At 62.3% G+C, this 18,211-nt stretch carries 23 protein-coding genes and 1 tRNA gene; 13 read left to right on the top strand and 11 right to left on the bottom strand.

Features of this window, described 5'->3' with window-relative positions; all coding sequences use genetic code 11:
* Positions 1-605: 605 nt before the first annotated feature.
* Positions 606-692 (bottom strand) — tRNA-Leu (locus FHT75_RS14490).
* 168 nt (positions 693-860) lie between these two features.
* Here FHT75_RS14490 and FHT75_RS14485 point away from each other — a divergent pair.
* The gene (locus tag FHT75_RS14485; protein ID WP_063474852.1) at positions 861-1,274 is read left to right on the top strand and encodes a BA14K family protein; all 414 of its coding nucleotides are present in this window, start codon (positions 861-863) and stop codon (positions 1,272-1,274) included.
* A 28-nt stretch (positions 1,275-1,302) separates the two neighbouring features.
* On the opposite strand, the gene FHT75_RS14480 is transcribed toward FHT75_RS14485, so the two are convergent.
* Positions 1,303-1,596 (bottom strand): SelT/SelW/SelH family protein, encoded by a 294-nt coding sequence (locus FHT75_RS14480; protein WP_028756410.1) that lies wholly within the window; start codon positions 1,594-1,596, stop codon positions 1,303-1,305.
* A 130-nt stretch (positions 1,597-1,726) separates the two neighbouring features.
* Here FHT75_RS14480 and FHT75_RS14475 point away from each other — a divergent pair, with 130 nt between their 5' ends.
* Together FHT75_RS14475 and FHT75_RS14470 are read left to right on the top strand one after the other, a co-directional pair.
* A complete protein-coding gene (locus tag FHT75_RS14475; RefSeq protein WP_063474851.1) occupies positions 1,727-2,464 on the top strand; it encodes a type 1 glutamine amidotransferase in 738 nt (245 codons plus the stop codon).
* Between the two features lie 12 nt (positions 2,465-2,476).
* Positions 2,477-3,025, top strand: coding sequence for a sugar O-acetyltransferase (locus FHT75_RS14470; protein ID WP_183844880.1), 549 nt, complete (start codon positions 2,477-2,479; stop codon positions 3,023-3,025).
* A gap of 54 nt (positions 3,026-3,079) precedes the next feature.
* Here FHT75_RS14470 and FHT75_RS14465 read toward each other — a convergent pair whose 3' ends face one another.
* Positions 3,080-3,556, bottom strand: a complete 477-nt coding sequence (locus FHT75_RS14465) for a winged helix-turn-helix transcriptional regulator (RefSeq protein ID WP_080759944.1) — start codon at positions 3,554-3,556, stop codon at positions 3,080-3,082.
* 113 nt (positions 3,557-3,669) lie between these two features.
* Between FHT75_RS14465 and FHT75_RS14460 the strand changes: the two genes are divergently transcribed.
* Positions 3,670-5,103 carry an MFS transporter gene (locus tag FHT75_RS14460; protein ID WP_048338495.1) on the top strand — a complete coding sequence of 478 codons (1,434 nt, stop codon included), beginning with the start codon at positions 3,670-3,672 and terminating at the stop codon, positions 5,101-5,103.
* 112 nt (positions 5,104-5,215) lie between these two features.
* Entirely contained in the window at positions 5,216-5,668 is a 453-nt protein-coding gene (locus FHT75_RS14455) for a GFA family protein (RefSeq protein ID WP_028757882.1), read from the top strand.
* 4 nt (positions 5,669-5,672) lie between these two features.
* Here FHT75_RS14455 and FHT75_RS14450 read toward each other — a convergent pair whose 3' ends face one another.
* From FHT75_RS14450 to tenA, 4 genes are all read right to left on the bottom strand, one after another.
* A complete protein-coding gene (locus FHT75_RS14450; RefSeq protein WP_063474850.1) occupies positions 5,673-5,972 on the bottom strand; it encodes a CcdB family protein in 300 nt (99 codons plus the stop codon).
* A complete protein-coding gene (locus FHT75_RS14445; RefSeq protein WP_063474849.1) occupies positions 5,972-6,202 on the bottom strand; it encodes a type II toxin-antitoxin system CcdA family antitoxin in 231 nt (76 codons plus the stop codon). Before FHT75_RS14445 ends, FHT75_RS14450 begins: the two co-directional genes overlap by 1 nt.
* Positions 6,203-6,260: 58 nt before the next feature.
* Positions 6,261-8,093 carry a translation elongation factor 4 gene (gene lepA / locus FHT75_RS14440; protein ID WP_028757881.1) on the bottom strand — a complete coding sequence of 611 codons (1,833 nt, stop codon included), beginning with the start codon at positions 8,091-8,093 and terminating at the stop codon, positions 6,261-6,263.
* A 76-nt stretch (positions 8,094-8,169) separates the two neighbouring features.
* The gene (gene tenA / locus FHT75_RS14435) at positions 8,170-8,868 is read right to left on the bottom strand and encodes a thiaminase II (RefSeq protein WP_063474848.1); all 699 of its coding nucleotides are present in this window, start codon (positions 8,866-8,868) and stop codon (positions 8,170-8,172) included.
* A gap of 137 nt (positions 8,869-9,005) precedes the next feature.
* Here tenA and FHT75_RS14430 point away from each other — a divergent pair, with 137 nt between their 5' ends.
* Together FHT75_RS14430 and FHT75_RS14425 are read left to right on the top strand one after the other, a co-directional pair.
* Positions 9,006-9,575, top strand: coding sequence for a helix-turn-helix domain-containing protein (locus FHT75_RS14430; RefSeq protein ID WP_047617517.1), 570 nt, complete (start codon positions 9,006-9,008; stop codon positions 9,573-9,575).
* 23 nt (positions 9,576-9,598) lie between these two features.
* Entirely contained in the window at positions 9,599-10,117 is a 519-nt protein-coding gene (locus tag FHT75_RS14425; protein WP_028757878.1) for a GNAT family N-acetyltransferase, read from the top strand.
* 15 nt (positions 10,118-10,132) lie between these two features.
* Here the strand turns inward: FHT75_RS14425 and FHT75_RS14420 are convergent, their stop codons facing one another.
* Positions 10,133-10,744 carry an HAD family hydrolase gene (locus FHT75_RS14420; protein WP_047617519.1) on the bottom strand — a complete coding sequence of 204 codons (612 nt, stop codon included), beginning with the start codon at positions 10,742-10,744 and terminating at the stop codon, positions 10,133-10,135.
* Between the two features lie 135 nt (positions 10,745-10,879).
* Between FHT75_RS14420 and FHT75_RS14415 the strand changes: the two genes are divergently transcribed.
* The 3 genes from FHT75_RS14415 to FHT75_RS14405 all read left to right on the top strand — a co-directional run bounded on the left by FHT75_RS14415 (position 10,880) and on the right by FHT75_RS14405 (position 13,547).
* The gene (locus tag FHT75_RS14415; RefSeq protein WP_097594986.1) at positions 10,880-11,905 is read left to right on the top strand and encodes a histone deacetylase family protein; all 1,026 of its coding nucleotides are present in this window, start codon (positions 10,880-10,882) and stop codon (positions 11,903-11,905) included.
* A gap of 9 nt (positions 11,906-11,914) precedes the next feature.
* The gene (gene recX, locus FHT75_RS14410) at positions 11,915-12,466 is read left to right on the top strand and encodes a recombination regulator RecX (protein WP_047617521.1); all 552 of its coding nucleotides are present in this window, start codon (positions 11,915-11,917) and stop codon (positions 12,464-12,466) included.
* 169 nt (positions 12,467-12,635) lie between these two features.
* Complete coding sequence (locus FHT75_RS14405; protein WP_097543158.1) at positions 12,636-13,547, top strand: EamA family transporter; 912 nt, start codon at positions 12,636-12,638, stop codon at positions 13,545-13,547.
* Positions 13,548-13,568: 21 nt separating this feature from the next.
* Here the strand turns inward: FHT75_RS14405 and FHT75_RS14400 are convergent, their stop codons facing one another.
* A complete protein-coding gene (locus tag FHT75_RS14400) occupies positions 13,569-14,036 on the bottom strand; it encodes a group III truncated hemoglobin (protein ID WP_028757873.1) in 468 nt (155 codons plus the stop codon).
* 171 nt (positions 14,037-14,207) lie between these two features.
* Between FHT75_RS14400 and mbfA the strand changes: the two genes are divergently transcribed.
* Positions 14,208-15,191 carry an iron exporter MbfA gene (mbfA, locus tag FHT75_RS14395; protein ID WP_028757872.1) on the top strand — a complete coding sequence of 328 codons (984 nt, stop codon included), beginning with the start codon at positions 14,208-14,210 and terminating at the stop codon, positions 15,189-15,191.
* 159 nt (positions 15,192-15,350) lie between these two features.
* Here the strand turns inward: mbfA and FHT75_RS14390 are convergent, their stop codons facing one another.
* Positions 15,351-15,950, bottom strand: a complete 600-nt coding sequence (locus tag FHT75_RS14390; protein WP_097543159.1) for a transglutaminase-like cysteine peptidase — start codon at positions 15,948-15,950, stop codon at positions 15,351-15,353.
* A gap of 165 nt (positions 15,951-16,115) precedes the next feature.
* Positions 16,116-16,955 (bottom strand): alpha/beta hydrolase, encoded by an 840-nt coding sequence (locus FHT75_RS14385; RefSeq protein WP_097543160.1) that lies wholly within the window; start codon positions 16,953-16,955, stop codon positions 16,116-16,118.
* A 177-nt stretch (positions 16,956-17,132) separates the two neighbouring features.
* Here FHT75_RS14385 and infC point away from each other — a divergent pair, with 177 nt between their 5' ends.
* Together infC and rpmI are read left to right on the top strand one after the other, a co-directional pair.
* Positions 17,133-17,669, top strand: a complete 537-nt coding sequence (infC, locus tag FHT75_RS14380; RefSeq protein ID WP_080759946.1) for a translation initiation factor IF-3 — start codon at positions 17,133-17,135, stop codon at positions 17,667-17,669.
* Positions 17,670-17,996: 327 nt separating this feature from the next.
* Complete coding sequence (rpmI, locus tag FHT75_RS14375; RefSeq protein ID WP_003570998.1) at positions 17,997-18,200, top strand: 50S ribosomal protein L35; 204 nt, start codon at positions 17,997-17,999, stop codon at positions 18,198-18,200.
* Positions 18,201-18,211 lie beyond the last annotated feature (11 nt).

Below are 18,211 nucleotides of genomic sequence, written 5' to 3'. Positions count from 1 at the left end.
GGGCGGTTCGCCCTCGGGTCGCGGCTTGAGTTCGCAACCGCGAGGTTTCCAGCGCCGGCGCTTCCGGCATCGGCAACATGGGACTAGGCATCTAAACTAAGCTGGAGCGAAGTGCCGTCCGCTTCGACCTTAGGCTTGCGTTTTGTTGCCGCACGGCGCGGCGGCTTGGGGGTTTTCGGTCGAGTGTCGGAGCCGATCTCGTCTGACTCGGGGCTGGGCGGTAGCAGACCGGCCGCAGGTGCGGTAACCGCTGCATCAATGATCGGCGTGAGGGATCGCATTTCAAGGGCCGGCTTGGCGGCTGACACCACGCGGGCCTGTGGAGGCTCAGGGCGGCTGTCAGCGGATGCGGCGTATCGGATCATCGGCAAGACTCCATTTTGTTCGCTTTATGTTCGCATTTGGGGATGAGGGAGTCAATGGAGGGCAGCTCTCCAGAGCGGCAGGATATGCATTCTGGAATTGAGGATTTCGGCGCGTTCTTGGGAGCTATCTAGCGGCCAAGCCCTAAGCGCATCGTGATTCGCCTTTGTTACAAGGCATCAAATGCGCAACCTATCTGAAAAGGCTTAACTCCTTGATCTTGGTAGCGATCAAGAATGGAATGGTGCCCAGAAGAGGACTCGAACCTCCACACCCTTTCGGGTACCAGCACCTGAAGCTGGCGCGTCTACCAATTCCGCCATCTGGGCGACGGAGAGCGATGTAAGGGGGCGGCTCCTGACTGTCAACTGGGTTTTTGAAGTTTTCCTGACAGTTGGCGAAAAAGCAGCCGATCACATGCGGGAGAGAGCCGCAGGATAGGCATAGCGCTCCGGTTGGTGCGCCCTATATAAAGGAAATACCGAAAGGATTGCATCATGGCCGTTTCTCGCACGCTTCTGCTCGCCGGTCTTTTGGCTGTTCTCGCACCCGCCATCGCCGGGGCCGATTCGCTGAAGCTGGGCAAGCCAGGGGTCGGTCCGCTCAACACCGGCTCCACGCTTTGCGATTTTCGCGGCTGCTTCGGTTTCGGGCCGCAGCAATGGCATCGTCCGGCCTATGTCCAGCCGAATTACCGGCCGAGGGGCGCGGGGCCGACCTATTACCTGCCGGGCGCTGCCGGACGGCCGCAACTGACCTATGATCCGCCGCCGGTGCGCCGCGTGCAGCCGAAGGATCCGAACAAGCATATCGCCTGGTGCACCAACGAATACCGCTCCTACAATCCGAGGACGGATCACTTCCTCACCTATGAGGGTGTCTACAGGGTCTGCCGCTCGCCTTTTCGCTGAGGCCGCTCGCGCTGGCGCCGAGCTCTGCTCAGCTTTCGAGCGAGGCTCGGTCGACGTGGCCGAGATCGCGGCCGGGCTCGACGATGTCGCGGACCCGCTGCTTCAGCTCCTTCGGCCCGGGAAAGCCGCCGTCGCGCTTGCGCTCCCAGATGAGATCGCCGTTGACGCGGATCTCGAAATTGCCGCCGGTGCCGGGGATCAGCGCCACTTCGCCGAGGCTGTCGGAAAAAGTATACAGCAGCTCTTGCGCCATCCAGCTGGCGCGCAGCAGCCAGTTGCACTGGGTACAGTAGAGGATCGAGACACGGGCTTTTTCGGTCATGGCGATTTCCTTTCGTTTGACGAGATTTAAGCTCTGTGGTGCGCATGCGCAATCGCCCCTTACACAAGCGTCTTGCGTGCTGCCCGCCGGCATGATCTCTTCCCGTCGTCGGCCATATCAGGGAAAGTCCATGCGCGTCGCAGTCATCGAAAACATGAGGAATACCGGCCTCGGCGCGCTTGCCCAGGCCCTCGACGAGGCGGGCGCTGACATCGAGTGGTTCCGGGTGTGGCAGGATGGCATCCTGCCGCGGGATGTAGTGGGCCATGACGCGCTGGTCGTTCTCGGCGGCGAGCAGAGCGCGCTGGATGATGAGACACACGCCTATCTGCCGGAGCTCGCGCGGCTCACGCGCCGCTTCGGCGATGCCGGCAAGGCGGTGCTCGGCATCTGCCTGGGCAGCCAGATCCTCGCCCGCGCCTATGGCGCCGACAATCATCTGGGAACCGCCCGCGAATTCGGCTGGCATAAGATCGGCGTTACCGCCGAGGGCCGGGCCGATCCGGTGCTGTCTTCGCTGGGCGGCGAGTTCACCATCTTCGAATGGCATGCCGACACGTTTTCCCTGCCCGAGGCGGCGGTCCGTCTTGCCTCGAGCCCCGTCGCCGAAAACCAGGCGTTCCGCATCGGCCGCGCCGTCTATGGCACGCAGTTCCATTTCGAGGCCAATTCAGCGGTCGTCGAACAATGGAAGGCTGAATTCCCCGAGACGATCGCGCGCATCGCCCCCGGCTGGCTGGAGAGCCACGCCGAACTGGCAGCAAGACATGGGCGTGCAGCCGATGCCGCCGGCCTTGCCATTGCGCGGGCCTGGGTCAGCCTGATCGAACGGCAAGAGGTCGAAATTCTGTCGCAGGCTTCGGCGTGAGGGAGTGATGTCATGCCGGCGAGCGAACGCGAGAAAATGGCGGCAGGTGAATGGTATTGCTGCCTCGATGACGAGCTCGATCACTTGCGCCGGCAGGCGCGCTTGGCCGTCCACGCACACAATACAATGCCGCCGGATGAGCGCGGCGCGATGGCGCCGGCCCTGAGGGCGCTGTTTGCGCAGGCAGCATCGGATGTCTTCATCGAAGCGCCGTTTCACTGCTCCTACGGCATCAACATCACCCTCGGCGAGCGCGTCTATTTCAATGCCGGCTGCACTATCCTCGATTCCGGCCGGGTGACGATCGGCGATCGCAGCATGTTCGGCCCCGGCGTGCAGATCTATTGCGCCGAGCACCACAAGGATGCTGCACTTCGCAGCACCGGCATCGAGATCGCCCGGCCGGTCACGATCGGCAACGACGTCTGGATCGGGGGAAGCGCTGGAATCCTCGGCGGCATCACGATCGGCGAGGGCGCGATCGTCGGTGCTGGCGCGGTGGTGACCAGGGATGTGCCGGCCGGCGCCACCGTGGTCGGCAACCCGGCCCGCATCCGGTAGTTCGGACGATGCAACATTAACTATCCCTAACGGTCGACAGAATTCGTTCGCCGGCTACAGACCATCGCTGGCCCGTTCGTCGTAGCGTTGCCGCGCGGCGATAATGCCGGCCTGGTTCTGCTCGGTCCACAGCACCAGCGAACGGATCGTCTCGTGCAGGGTGCAGCCGAGCGGCGTCAACGCATAGTCGACCTTCGGCGGCACGACGGGATAGACGGTGCGCTCGATGATGCCGTCTCGCTCCAGGTGCCTGAGCGTCGTCGTCAGCATGCGCTGGCTGATGCCGTCGATATTCCTCTTCAATTCCGTGAAGCGAAGCGTGCGTTTTTCGAGCAGCGCAATGACGAGCAGCGACCACTTGTCGGCGATCCGGTCGAGGATCTGCCGGACCTCGCACTCCTCGCGCGCATCCCATTGCAGGACGTCGTAGTCCTTGCCGGGCAGGACGCTATCGTCCTTGCCGGGCAGGACGTTGTCGTCCTTGCCGGTGCTGCAAATGTCACTCGGTGAGTTTGAAGTGCCTTCTTCCATGGGGCCGGATCATGTCTTAACTAAGCTTTGGTTACAAGAGGGAACTAAGGCATGAAAAGTAACTTCATGCCTCGCCCCGTTGTTTCAGCGTGTCAACCGAAGGAACGGATTTCATGTCCAACCCATCTTCCCAGACCAAGACAAGTGAAGGCCGCATGAACGCCCGCGTAGCCGGTGCGCTGATCGTGCTCTGCGGCGCGATCTTCCTCGAAGGCATCGATGTCGCCATGCTCAATATCGCGCTGCCGGCGATCCGCGCCGATCTCGGCCTGTCGACAACGACGCTCAGCGCCGTCGTCAGCGCTTATGTGCTGGGTTATGCCGGCTTCATGCTGCTGGGCGGCCGGGCCGCCGATATCTTCGGCAAGAAGCGGGTCTTCCTGACGGCGCTGACGATCTTCCTCGCCTTCTCCGGCCTCGGTGGTTTCGCGAGCGAGGGCTGGATGCTGCTTGTCGCGCGTTTCGTCACCGGCGCCGCCTCCGCCTTCATGACGCCAGCAGGCCTTGCGCTCATTACCGCCAATTTCCCGGAGGGGCCGCAGCGCAACAGGGCGGTGATGATCTATGCATCGACGGCCTCGGCCGGCTTCTCGCTCGGCCTCGTCGCCGGTGGCCTGCTTGCTGCCATCGACTGGCGCTGGGTATTCTTCGCGCCGGTGGTGCTGGCGGCGATCCTGCTTGCCGTCGGCCCTCGGCTGATCACAGACAGGGATGCGGGAACCGCCCGGGGAAAATTCGATATATCAGGCGCGATCGCGCTGACCGGCGCCATGCTGCTGGCCGCCTATGGCGTCATCCGGCTCGAGCATCCGGGCGAGGGTACGGAATGGACGATCGCCGCCTTTGCAGTGAGCGCGCTGCTCTGGCTTGCCTTCATCCTGATCGAGCGCGGCTCGTCCGCTCCGCTGGTGCGCCTTGGGATCCTGCGTTCGGCCGCGCTGATCCGCGCCAATCTCGGCGCCCTGCTGTTTGCCGGCTCTTTTTTCGGCTTCCAGTTCATCGCCTCGCTTTATCTGCAGGAACTGCTCGGCTGGACGCCGATGCAGACGAGCTTGGCGCTGATGGCGATCGGCATCGATGCGGTGGTCGCGCCGATCCTGACGCCGCGGCTTGTCGACCGCTTCGGCAATGTCCGCGTCATCCTCGCCGGTTTCCTGCTGGCGCTTGCCTGCTATGGGCTGTTCTTGCGCATGGGCTTCGATTGGACCTATGCCGCCATGTTCCCGTCGATGCTGCTGCTCGGCCTTGCCTTCGCGCTCGGCTATGGCCCGCTGACCATCGTCGCGACCGACGGCATTGCCGAGGACGAGCACGGGCTTGCCAGCGGGTTGGTCAATACAGCAATCCAGTTCGGAGCCGCACTCGGGCTTTCCGGCGTCAGCGCGATCGGCGCCTATATGCTGGGTGACGAAGTCTCTCCAGAAGCGCGGCTGGAATCCCTGCGTGTCGCCCTTCTGGTGCCGCTCGCCGCCGCCGCGCTTGGCGCGCTGGTGATGGCGACGGGCTTGCGCGGCCGTGACGGCTCCCGCCGCGAAGCCGTCGCTTAAGGCGCTCGACAAGGCCACCCATTTCGCGGCGGCCTTGCCGTCCGCAGTGGCCTTGTCATCTCGACAGCGGCGAAAGCTCCGCTAGATCAAAGGGCAAAACGGGAGGAAAATCATGAGCGAACTGAATCTACCCATGCAAGGCGGCTGCCGTTGCGGCCAGGTGCGGCTGAAGATCAGCGCCCCGCCGCTGCTGACCATGGCCTGCCATTGCACGGGCTGCCAGAGGATGACCGCGAGCGCCTATTCGCTGAGCGCCGCCATTCCCAGCGAAGGCTTCGAGGTCACGAAAGGCGAGCCGGTGATCGGCGGCCTGCACGGCGTTACGAAACATTATTTCTGCCCGCATTGCATGAGCTGGATGTTCACCCGGCCGGAAGGCATGGACTGGTTCGTCAATCTGCGCGCGACCATGCTCGACGACCCCAGCTGGTTCACGCCCTTCATCGAGACATGGACGAGCGAGAAGCTGTCCTTCGCCGAGACCGGCGCGGTGCACAGCTACGCGGCGCTGCCGGAGATGAACGCCTATGAGGGGCTGGTGAAGGAATATATGGGCAGGGGGTGAACGCTCAGAAGCCCTGGAAGAGAAAATCTACGGCGCTGGTGATGGCATCGCTTTTGCCCGATAGATCTGCGACTATTTTTCCTATTTCCGCCGTCGGGATCGATGCCATGCGCTGGGTGGCCATGACATAGGCTTCACCCTCGATGGCAAAGCGTGGGTTCAGTCGCGAGATCGACCAGCTCAGCTCTTGCACCGGATGCAGCGGGACCATGACTCGCGAAGGCAGATCGTCAAGCAGATTGGCTTGAAGATCGATGGCCAGGACATTCCCGCTTTTAAGGCGATAGACGTGAAAGCGTGCCATTAAAACTGACGGTATTTGGCGAATGGCAAGCCGTGCTTTTCAACATATTCGTTTTCCAGCCGGATAGCCTCGGCGTTCTCGATACGCCATAGCCGCTCGCGCTCGGCCTTTATTGCCTGTGCGATGCCATCTTCCGCCGCCCGAGATATGTTAATCTGGAGTTCGCGCGCCTCGGAGAGGAGACCTTCATCGAGGGACAGGTTTGCTGCTTTTCTTGGCCGCTGAGCCACAGCGATCTCCTCAATTTTATGCGCAGATCATATGCGCATAAAATGTCGTTGAGAAGCGTTATTCGTCGCCCATCTTCAGCGCCGCAATAAACGCTTCCTGCGGAATCTCCACCTTGCCGAACTGGCGCATACGCTTTTTGCCGGCCTTCTGCTTGTCGAGCAGCTTGCGCTTGCGGGTGGCGTCGCCGCCGTAGCATTTCGCGGTCACGTCTTTGCGCAGCGCCGAGATTGTCTCACGGGCAATGACGTTGCCGCCGATCGCCGCCTGGATCGGGATCTTGAACATGTGCTTCGGGATCAGCTCCTTGAGCTTCTCGCACATGTCGCGGCCGCGCTTTTCGGCGGCCGTCCGGTGCACCATCATCGACAGCGCGTCGACCGGCTCGCCGTTGACGAGGATCGACATCTTCACGAGGTTGCCCTCGCGGTGGTCGGTCAGCGCGTAATCGAAGGAGGCATAGCCCTTGGAGATCGACTTCAGCCGGTCGTAGAAATCGAAGACGACTTCGTTGAGCGGCAGGTCGTAGGTCAGCATCGCGCGCGTGCCGACATAAGTGAGCTCGATCTGGATGCCGCGCCGGTCCTGGCAAAGCTTCAGGATGCCGCCGAGATAATCGTCCGGCGTCAGGATCGTCGCGCGGATCCACGGCTCATGGATTTCGGAGATCTTGACGACATCGGGCATGTCGGCCGGATTGTGCAGTTCGCGCTCTGTGCCGTCGGTCATGTACATCTTGTAGACGACGGAGGGTGCGGTGGCGATGAGGTCGAGGTCGAACTCGCGCTCGAGCCGTTCCTGGATGATTTCGAGATGCAGCAGGCCGAGGAAGCCGCAGCGGAAACCGAAGCCGAGGGCGGCCGACGATTCCATTTCGAAGGAGAAAGAGGCGTCGTTGAGGCGAAGCTTGCCCATGGCGGCGCGCAGATCCTCGAAATCGGCGGCATCGACCGGGAACAGGCCGCAGAACACCACCGGCTGCGCCGGCTTGAAGCCCGGCAGCGCTGCGGCCGTCGGCCGCTTGTCCTCGGTGATCGTATCGCCGACGCGGGTATCGGCCACTTCCTTGATCGAGGCGGTGATGAAGCCGATCTCGCCGGGGCCGAGGCTGTCGACAGTGACCATCTTCGGTGTCAGCACGCCGACGCGCTCCACCTGGTATTTTGCATCGGTGCCCATCATCCGCACCGTCTGGCCCTTGGTCAGCACGCCGTCGATGATGCGCACGAGAACCATGACGCCGAGATAGGTGTCGTACCAGCTGTCGACGAGCAGCGCCTTCAGCGGCGCCTTGTCGCCGCCTGGGCTCTTCGGCGCCGGCAGCTTGTGGACGATCGCTTCCAGCACATCGGGAATGCCGAGGCCGGTCTTGGCCGAAATCAGCACCGCCTCCGAGGCGTCGATGCCGATCACTTCCTCGATCTGTTCCTTGATGCGGTCGGGTTCGGCGGCCGGCAGGTCGATCTTGTTGAGAACGGTGACGATCTCGTGGTTGTTGTCGATCGCCTGATAGACATTGGCGAGCGTCTGCGCTTCGACGCCCTGGCTGGCGTCGACGACGAGCAGCGAACCCTCGCAGGCCGACAGCGACCGCGAGACTTCATAGGCGAAGTCGACGTGGCCGGGCGTGTCGATCAGGTTGAGAATGTATTTCTCGCCATTGTTTGCCTGGTAGTGCAGGCGCACGGTCTGGGCCTTGATGGTGATGCCGCGCTCGCGCTCGATATCCATATTGTCGAGCACCTGCTCGGACATTTCGCGCTCGGCAAGCCCGCCCGTCGTCTGGATCAGGCGGTCGGCCAGCGTCGATTTGCCGTGGTCGATATGGGCCACGATCGAAAAATTGCGGATATGGGAAAGCGGAGTGGTCGAATTGGTGCTCATGCGCGCCATATAGCAGCGCCGCCCCTTGCCGCAAAGCGGTAATTAGCCCGCTGTTTACGCTATTTTGCAGCTTGTCGGACGCGTGTCAGACCGGCCACGTCTCCAGCCGCCAGGCCGAATCCCAGAACATCCATTCATATTGCGAGGCCCGCACGAAGACATCGGTCATCTGGGCACGCTCCACCGGCGATGCGGCGCGGGCGGCGATGTCGGTCAGCGCGATCACTTCACGGGCGCCGGCGGCAAATTGCGGATCGCCATAGGTGTTGATCCAGGTCTGGAAGGCATTGCCCTCGATAGCAGGCCGGTTCTTGATCGCTTCGCCAACGTGCCAGTAGATCCAGAAGCAGGGGAGGATGGAGGAAAGCGCAACCGCGTAGGAACTGTGATAGGCGGTGGCAAGCAGGAAGTTGGTATAGGCAAAGCCCGCAGGCGAGGGTTCTGCGGCTGAAACATCCGCCGACGTGATGCCGAACTGGGTGAGGAAGCCGGCATGCAGGCCCTGCTCGACGGTGATGGCCTTCTGCGCCGAACCGAGGAAGCGCAGCACCTGCGCATTGTCGGGCGCCTTGGCCGCAACGATGGCGAGGCATCGCGCATAATGCTTCAGGTAGAGCGCATCCTGAAGGATATAGTGCCGGAAGACCTCCGGCGGCAGCGTGCCGTCCGAAAGGCGCAGCAGCAGCGGCAAGGCCTCGATTTCAGCCATAACAGGGGCGATCCTGTCCCAGGCGGCAGCTGTGAAGCTTCCCGTCAGGTCCGTGCTCTGCGTGCTGGCGTCCATCATTGCCTCCTACCTCGATTGCGCCGTCATATATCGACGCTGCCGTGGTGAAAGCAAGGCGGGTTTCGCCGCGCGAGGAGACTTGATTCCATCATCGGATAATGTATTTCTCTTATAGTAGAATCATGGATTGAGAGATGGAACCGGAACTCGAACAGGCGATCGGCATCCGCATCCGCACGCTGCGGGTCAAAAAAGGTCTGACGCTGGATGATCTTGCCGCGGCCTCCGGCGTCAGCCGCGCGATGATCTCGCGCATCGAGCGGGCGGAGGCGAGCCCGACCGCCTCGCTGCTGGCAAGGATCTGTGCGGCGCTCGGCCTGTCGCTGTCGGCCTTCTTCGCGGAGGAGGGACAGCAGGCCTCGCCGCTTGTTCGCCGGCAGGAGCAGCAGGTCTGGCGCGACCCGGAGACCGGTTATATTAGGCGCTCGATCTCCGCACCCGGCACTGCCTCCGATGTCGATATCGTCGAGGTCGAATTCCCCGCTGGCGCGCGTGTCAGCTTCCCCCCGCATGCCGCCTCCCACGGCATGACGCAGCATATCTGGCTGTTCGATGGCGAGCTGGAAATGACGGCGGGTGAAACGGTCTACCGGCTGCGGCCGGGCGATTGCCTCTTCATGCCGGTCGGCGAGGGTCACATCTTCCACAATCCCGGCAACGCGCCGGCGCGTTATTGCGTCGTGCTCGATCGCGGCGGCCGATAACAGCATCTATTCAGGAGAGCAGCATGCCCGACATTCGTACCCTTTCCGCCGACGAGGCCCGAGCCGCCGTGCCGGCGCTGTCGCAGGTGCTGGCCGATTGCGTCGCAGGCGGCGCCTCCGTCGGCTTCATGCAGCCCTATGGGCCTGAAGATGCCGAGCCCTATTGGCGCGATGTCGCCGATGCCGTCGCCTCCGGCGGCAACCTGTTGCTGGTCGCCGAACTCGACGGCAGGATCGTCGGGACCGTGCAGGTGGGGGCCGCGCAGATGCCGAACCAGCCGCATCGCGGTGATCTGAAGAAGCTGCTGGTGCATCGTTCCGCCCGCGGCAAGGGCCTCGCCCGGCTGCTGATGGATGCCGCCGAGCGCGAGGCGGCCAAGCGTGGCAAGACCCTGCTCGTGCTCGATACGGCAACCGGCAGCGATGCCGAGGCGATCTATCCGCGCCTGGGCTGGCAGCGTGTCGGCGTCATTCCCGATTATGCGCTGTGGCCGGAAGGCGGATTCTGCGCCACCACCCTGTTCTACAAGCGGCTTGCCTGATTGCCCCGGCCTCGCTCAGGCCGGCCTGGCGAAGACGGGAAGCGCGCCGCCAAGCGTCGCGCCCGCCGTCCATTGCGCAGCATTCCAGCCGAACTGCCGCGCCGCTTCGATATTTTCGGCCATATCGTCGATGAAGGCGATTTGGCCGGGCGCCACGCCGGCGCGTTCGGTCGCCAGCCGGAAGAAATCGGGCGAAGGCTTGCTGTGCCCGAGTGCTGCGGAATAGATGATGTCGTCGAAATGCGCGTCCAGGCCGGCCTGCTCCATCAGGTAGCGCGCCCGCCTATGCTCCTGGTTGGTCGCCAGGAAAAGGGTGATGCCGCTTTGCCGGAGGATAGCGAGCTCTTCCAGCAGATTGCGGTCGAGGCGGGAATCGTTTTCGAACCAATAGTCGATCAGCGTTTCGGCGCTGAGATGCGGCGCGATCTTTGCGAGCACGCCGGTGAGCCTGGGTTCCAGCGCCGCGCGGCCGACAATGATCTCACGCCAGTGGGTCTGAAAGAATTCCTGCTGCAGCAGGTCGACACGCAGGCCGAGATCGCGTTCCAGATAGGTGAAGTGCGGCAGCCCGTCGGTCGGTCGACCATGAATGAGCACGCCGTCGACATCGACCATCAGCACTTTCATGCGGAAAATTTCCTCGTTCTCAAAACACCGGCGAAGGTGGCGTCATATAGCTTGACGATCAAGAGCGCCGTTCCGCTTTTTTGTCGCGGCCGAGCCGTGTAAGTCTCGATTGTCAATCAAGGGGCAGGATCTGAAATGCGCGTCATCTATTCCGAAGACCACAAGCTGCGCGATGCCAAAACGGAACTGCATGCCGGCCAACTGGTGACGCCCTTCGAGGCGCCGTTCCGTGCCGAATGGATCCTGGCGGCGGTCAAGGAGGCGGGCTTTACCGACGTGGTGGCGCCCGATGCGCACGGGCTGGAAACGGCGCTGAAGGTGCATGATCCCGCCTATCTGGATTTTCTCGCCAGCGTCTGGGATCGCTGGGTGGCCGCCGGCTTCACCGGCGAGGCGATCGCCAATTCCTTTCCCGTTCGCCGCACCAGCCAGCGCGTGCCCGACAATATCGTTGGCGCGATCGGCCATTATGCCAATGCCGCCGACACCTCGATCACCAAGGGGTCCTACGAGGCGGCGATCGCCTCCATGCGCTGTGCCGTCACCGGCGCCGACTGGCTGGCCGAGGGCAATCGTTTCGCCTTTTCGCTCTGCCGCCCACCCGGCCACCATGCCGGCATCGATCTCTTCGGCGGCTACTGCTTCATCAACAATGCGGGCGTCGCCGCACAGCGGCTGCGCGATCATGGTGCGGCGAAGGTTGCGGTGCTGGATGTCGATTTCCATCATGGCAACGGCACCCAGGATCTCTTCTATCACAGAGGCGATGTCTTCACCGCCTCTCTGCATGGCGATCCCATGCACGCCTTTCCCTATTTCCTCGGCCATGCCGACGAGGAAGGCGAGGGGGAGGGCGTTGGTGCCAACCGCAACTATCCAATGCCACCGGGCACGCCCTTTGATGTCTGGTCTTCGGCGCTAAACGATGCGCTGGCGCGGATCAAAGACTTCGGCGCCGAGGCGATCGTCGTGGCGCTTGGGGTCGATACCTTCGAGCGCGATCCGATCTCCTTTTTCAGCCTGACTTCCGATGATTTCACCCGCATGGGCGCGATGATATCAGCCGCCGGCCTGCCGGTGCTGGCCTGCATGGAGGGCGGTTACGGCGTGCCGGAAATCGGCATCAACGTCGCCAACGTCCTCAAGGGTCTGGAAGCCTGATCACTGCCGATGACCGATGAGACAGTTCCCTCCGACATCCCGACACCCCGCATGCTGAGCTGGGCGCGCAATTCCGCCATCTATCGCCTGGAGCGGCGGATGATGACGGAAAAGCAGCTGTTTGACGCCATCACCCGCAAGGCGAAGGAGAAATTCGAAGATATCAGCGCGGCGCAAGTGAAAGCCGTTGCCGATTTCGCCGTCAAATTTGCCTATGACAACAAGGTGCTCGACGATAGCGCCTATGCGGAGATCAGCACCCGCTCTGCCGTGCGCGGCGGCAAATCAAAACGCGCGATCGCCCAGAAACTTGCCGTCAAGGGCGTCTCCAGCGACAAGGTCGAGGCAGCACTTGAGCAGGCCGACGATCTCTATGCGGCCGCGATATTTGCCCGCAAACGCGCCTTCGGCCCTTTCCGCCGGGTCGAGCTCGACGACAAGCGAAAGGCTAAAGAGCTTTCAGCCTTCGCCCGCAACGGCTTCAGCTTCGACATCGGCAGGAGGGTCTTCGACATGAGCTTCGAAGACGCCGAAGAAGTCATCCTTGCTGGCCGCCGGTGATATTGCATCACCATCGGCGATCGCCTGGTTAAAGCGTGAACTCGATCTCCCGCATCACCTGTCGTTTCCTGGCATTCCCCAGCATCAGCGCTCTTGATCCCGGCATGAAAAGTTTGAATTTGGTTCTCCCCCGTCTTCGGCTTAGAACCGCGCCAGGATCGGGGGCCACATGGACATCAAGACTATCGAGACCGGGACGGATGGCGCAGCTTTGATGCCGCAGCCGGGTATGGCGTCGTCTTCGGGCGGCCTGGCGGCCGGTGTCGCGATGTGCCTGATGTCGATGTCTTCGATCCAGTTCGGCGCGGCGCTGTCGTCCCCGGCCATTGCGATCTATGGCGTTGCCGGCGCCACCTGGCTGCGGCTTGCTTTCGCGGCGATCATCCTGGCCGTTGTCGTCAGGCCTTCACTCCTGCGTTATAGCGGCGCCCAGTGGCGGGCGACCCTGCTGCTCGGCACGACGACCGCCGCCATGACGCTGTGTTTCTTCGCGGCGATCCAGCGGCTGCCGCTCGGCCTGGCGATCGCCATCGATTTCCTCGGGCCGCTCTCGGTCGCCGTCTTCGGCTACGGCCTGACCTGGCGCCTGCTCTGGCCGTTGATTGCTGCGGCCGGCATCCTCTTCCTCGCCCATGACGGCGAAGGCTGGGTCGGCAATCTCCCCGGCGTCCTCTTCGCTCTCGGCTCGGCTGTGGGATGGGCGGTCTATATCCTGCTGACGAAGAAGGTCGGGGCTGCCTTCAAGGGGCTGGAAGGCCTGTCGATGTCGCTGATCGTTGCCGGCCTCGTCGCAACCCCCTTCGGCCTTGCCGAGACAGGCGGCGCCTTCACGTTGAAGGGGCTGGCGGAGGTTCTCGGCCTCGCCATCCTCGTACCGCTCTTGCCCTATGCGCTGGAGATGGTGGCGCTGCGGCGCATGCCGTCGGCCTCCTTCGGCATCCTGATGAGCCTCGAACCGGCGCTCGGCGCGCTCGCCGGCTTTCTGATCCTGGCCCAGCCGATGACCGCGCTGCAGATGCTGGGTACCGCGCTCGTGGTGGCGGCCAGCGCCGGCGCCACCGCCTCGGCGGCGAAAACTTAGCATAAAGATTTAGAATATAGATCAGGCGGGTGTGCGCTTGGGATCGTCGAGCGCCGGATTGTAGAACAGCGAAAGCGTCAGGCTCTTGGCGATCCGCTCCGCCGTCGCCATGAACCAAGCCTTGGCCTCCGGCGATGGAGCGATGTCGTCCAGCGTTGCGGCAAACAGCGACAGCCATTTCGGAAAGAGCTCAGGCGTCAGGTTTGCAACACCTGTATGCGCCTGCACCGGCTTGCCGCCATAGGCGCCGCTGCGGAAGGCGACGGCCGACCAGAAGCTCTTCATCTTCGCCATATGCTGCGGCCAGCGGCCGGATAGCCTGGCGTCGAACACCGGGCCGAGATCGGGATGCGCCAGCACGCGGGCGTAGAAAGTCTCGACCAGCCTATCGATGAAGGCTTCGTCGACGCCCATTTCCCGCATTTCGGCCTCCGCCCTTTCGCGGATCGCCGCGATATGGGCGGGGCGGCCCTGAATGTCATTGTCCATTCGAAAACCCCGGCGCCGCGTGATGCGGCAGCCCTCATATAGGTGTTTATCGCAACGAGCCAAAGTCGTCCGTGCCCGCTTGCGGCAATCTGTCAGCATTCTTCCCCGCGCCCTTGACCGTCATCGCCTGCTTCTTTAGATTTAGAATAATTCTAAATTTTGGAGAAAGTCATGCTGGCGCGGTTTTTCAGATCCTCGAAACGATCTTTCGAATCACTGTCCGAGCAGGAGATCCTTGCCCTCGGGATTGCCTCCGAGGAAGACGATGCCCGCATCTATCTCGCCTATGCCGACAGGTTGCGTCGCGAATTTCCGGCTTCGGCCAAAGTCTTCGAGGATATGGCCGAGGTCGAGGATACGCATCGCAAGTCGCTCATCGAAATCCATCGCCAGCGCTTCGGCGAGCGCATTCCGCTGATCCGGCGCGAACATGTGCAGGGCTTCTACGAGCGCAAGCCCGACTGGCTGAGGGCAAATCTTTCGCTGGACGCGATGCGGCAGGAATCCGAGGCGATGGAGGAGCAGGCCTATCGTTTCTATGTCGAGGCGGCAAAGCGGACCTCGGACGCCTCGACGCGTGAGCTTCTCGGCGATCTCGCCCTTGCCGAACAGGGGCATGAAGATATCGCCCGCATGCTGGGCGACAAACATACGCCTGAAGACGTCAAGCGCGGCGAGGACGAGACGGTGCATCGGCAATTCGTGCTGACCTATGTGCAGCCGGGTCTTGCCGGGTTGATGGATGGTTCGGTCTCGACGCTGGCGCCGATCTTCGCCGCCGCCTTTGCCACGCAGGATACCTGGCAGACCTTTCTCGTCGGCCTGTCGGCCTCCGTCGGCGCCGGTATCTCGATGGGCTTCACCGAAGCCGCCCATGACGACGGCAAGATTTCCGGCAGAGGCTCGCCGGTCAAACGCGGCCTTGCCTGTGGCATCATGACCGCGCTCGGCGGCCTCGGCCACGCGCTGCCCTATCTGATCCCGCACTTCTGGACGGCAACGATCACCGCCGCCATCATCGTCTTCTTCGAACTCTGGGCCATCGCCTTCATCCAGAACCGCTACATGGAAACCCCCTTCCTGCGCGCCGCCTTCCAGGTGGTGCTCGGCGGCGGTTTAGTGCTCGGCGCGGGGATATTGATTGGCAACGGGTGAGTTGCGATCGGCGAAGCCGAGCAATCGATTCAGTGAATCGATTGCAGCGACGAACGCCCTGAGCCCAAAGCGAAGGGCCGGGAGACGGTGTGGCATCCCAAACCAACAAAACGAAAAAGGCCGGCAAACCGCCGGCCTTTCCATATTCTCTGTTGACCCTTAGCGCAGCGCGCCGACCAGAACGTCGCGGCCGTTCTCGATGGTGACCCAGCGGCCGGAATTGTAGCTCGACTGGCGCTTGACGAAGGAATAGGGCGTGCCGAACCACGGCTTGACGTCGGAGGCGAGGTTGTCGAGCACGAAATCGCCCTCGGCGGTGCGCAGCGTCAGCACGGCATGGCCCTCACCATCCGGCTTGCGCACGACGGTCATCAGCAGGTCGGCGGCCGAAAAGCCGCGCTGGATCAGCATGCGACGCTTCAGCAGCGCGAAATCCTCGCAGTCGCCGGCGGTGGTCGGATAGGCCCAGACTTCGTCCTTGCCGTAGATTTCCTTGTCGGTCATCGGCGTGATCGTGCGGTTGACCGTGGCGTTGACCGAGCGCACCAGCGACCACTTTGCCGGGGTCATTTCAACCGGGCCGGCGTTGCGGTTTGCGCCGCATTCATTGCGGTGGATCTGACAGAAATCATAGTGCCCGATGGGCTGTGAAGTGGCATTGCCCGTTACCATTGAAGCATTTCTGCTTGGGGCCGGTATGGCGGCCGTTGCCATCGCAAATACGGCCATCATGGCCACAAAGACACCCTTGATCCGCACGCCCGCTCTTTCCTTGCATCGCCCCTTATTTATTAACAAAGTGTTAATGGAGAGGGCCGGAAAGAGTCAATCGTTACTTATTGGGAGGACCTTGCGACCCGCCGACATGGTTAAAATGCAACGGGTTGGGAACCTGCATCAGGCGAATTTATACGCCGATGCCATTCAGGCGGGCATCTGCCTATTTGTTGATGAACGGATGATGCCTTTGACGGCGCTCAAGAGAAGCGCGATATCGCCGGGGCGCGACAGGCGGTGGTCGCCGTCGCGGATGAAGGTCAGCACCACGTCGTCGGCGGGAAGGTGTTCGACCAGTTTCATCGCATGTGCATGCGGCACGTCGGGGTCCTTCATGCCCTGGAGGATGTGCACCGGGCAGCCTGTCTCGATGATGCCGTCGAGCACCCGGTTTGCGCGGCCGTCCTCGATCAGCGCCCTGGTATAGATGTTCGGTTCCGGGCTGTATGGCGAACGCTCTTCGAAATAGCCGCGCTCGGCCAGCGACTTGCGCTCCTTGGCCTTGAGGTTCGGCTCGATCAGCTCGGAGGTGAAGTCGGGTGCGGGTGCGATCAGCACCATGCCTGCAAGCTTTGGGCCCTCGAGCTTCGGGCCGCCTTGCCGCGCAAGCTCCTGCGCCAGCCTGAGCGCGATCCAGCCGCCCATCGAGGAGCCGACGAGGATCATCCGATCGGGGGCGATATGGCGGATGACGGCAAGCGCCTCCTCCAGCCAGCGCGAGATCGTGCCGTCGCCGAAGCTGCCGCCGGAAAGTCCGTGGCCGGAATAGTCGAGGCGGATGCAGGCGACGCCCAGTTCCGCCGCCAGCCCGTCGAGTTCCACCGCCTTGGTGCCGCTCATATCGGAGCGGTAGCCGGACAGCCAGACGAGCGTCGGCGCGCCATTGCCGGCCTGCGCCGGGCGGACGATCATGGCGATCTCACGCGCTGCTTCGCCTTCGCCGACCGTCAAGAACTGCGGCTGGGCATCGGGCATCTGATCGGACATCGGCGAAACTCCTATTGTTTTGGCCTATAAAACAGATTCTTGGCAGGCTGACAGCGGGTGATTTTTCCGCTAAAGGATGATATTGACTCCGTTGCAGCGATGACGCGACACGTTTGTGCACCCTGATTGGGAGCGCGATGCTGCAACGTTCCGAAACAACGCGAGGAGAATACGACCATTCGCAGACCTTTTAAAACCGACGCGCCCGTGAAGGACGGACCGCGCTCGAACCGTGAAATCCGCATTCCCAAAGTTCAGCTGATCGCGGCTGACGGACAGAATATGGGCGTCGTGCCTACCGACCAGGCCTTGAAGATGGCGGAAGAAGCCGGCCTCGATCTCGTCGAAATTTCCCCCAATGCCGAACCGCCGGTGTGCAAGATCCTCGATCTGGGCAAGCTGAAATATGCCAACCAGAAGAAGGCTGCCGAGGCGCGCAAGAAGCAGAAGATCGTCGAAGTCAAAGAAATCAAGATGCGCCCGAACATCGACACCCATGATTATGAGGTGAAGATGAAGGCGATGGGTCGCTTCTTCGATGAAGGCGACAAGGTCAAGGTGACGCTGAAGTTCCGCGGCCGTGAAATGGCCCACCAGGAACTCGGCATGAAGCTTCTGCAGCAGGTCAAGGCCGATACGATCGAGTTCGCCAAGGTCGAAGCCGAGCCCAAGCTCGAAGGCCGTCAGATGATGATGGTGCTGGCGCCGAAGTAAGCGCCAGGCACTTTTTCGCCCAAGGCCGTCCGCAAGGGCGGCTTTTGTGCTTTCTGCCCTTATTGCTTCAAGAAGGGTGTTTTCGGAGGTTGCGAAGATTCCTCCGCGGCCCCGTTGCACTTTCAGGACGCTGCGGTTATAAGCGCGCGTCCGAACTGACCGGCAGGGCATGCCGTGGCAGTTTCGAATGCTTGCGGAACGGTTCGTCGCCGATGCCGCGGATCAACAACAAACGCTCCCGCACCTTGTTGCGACGGCCGGAGAACCGGACTTCGCGAGAAGGGCTTTTTTGATAAAGCGCGCAGGGAGGACAGAAGGAGTAGCAAAATGCCCAAGATGAAGACGAAGTCCTCTGCCAAAAAGCGGTTCAAGATCACCGCGACCGGCAAGGTCAAGGCTGCCGCTGCCGGCAAGCGCCATGGCATGATCAAGCGTACCAACAAGTTCATTCGCGATGCACGTGGCACCATGGTTCTCGCAGAACCGGATGGCCGCAAGGTTATCAAGAATTACCTGCCGAACGGTCTCTGAGACTCGTCCGC

The organism is Rhizobium sp. BK112, assembly GCF_014193215.1.
In the GTDB taxonomy this organism is placed as follows: Bacteria; Pseudomonadota; Alphaproteobacteria; order Rhizobiales; family Rhizobiaceae; genus Rhizobium; species Rhizobium anhuiense.
Note: the sequence above shows the minus strand (reverse complement) of the source record. Positions and strands in the feature narration are given on the sequence as shown.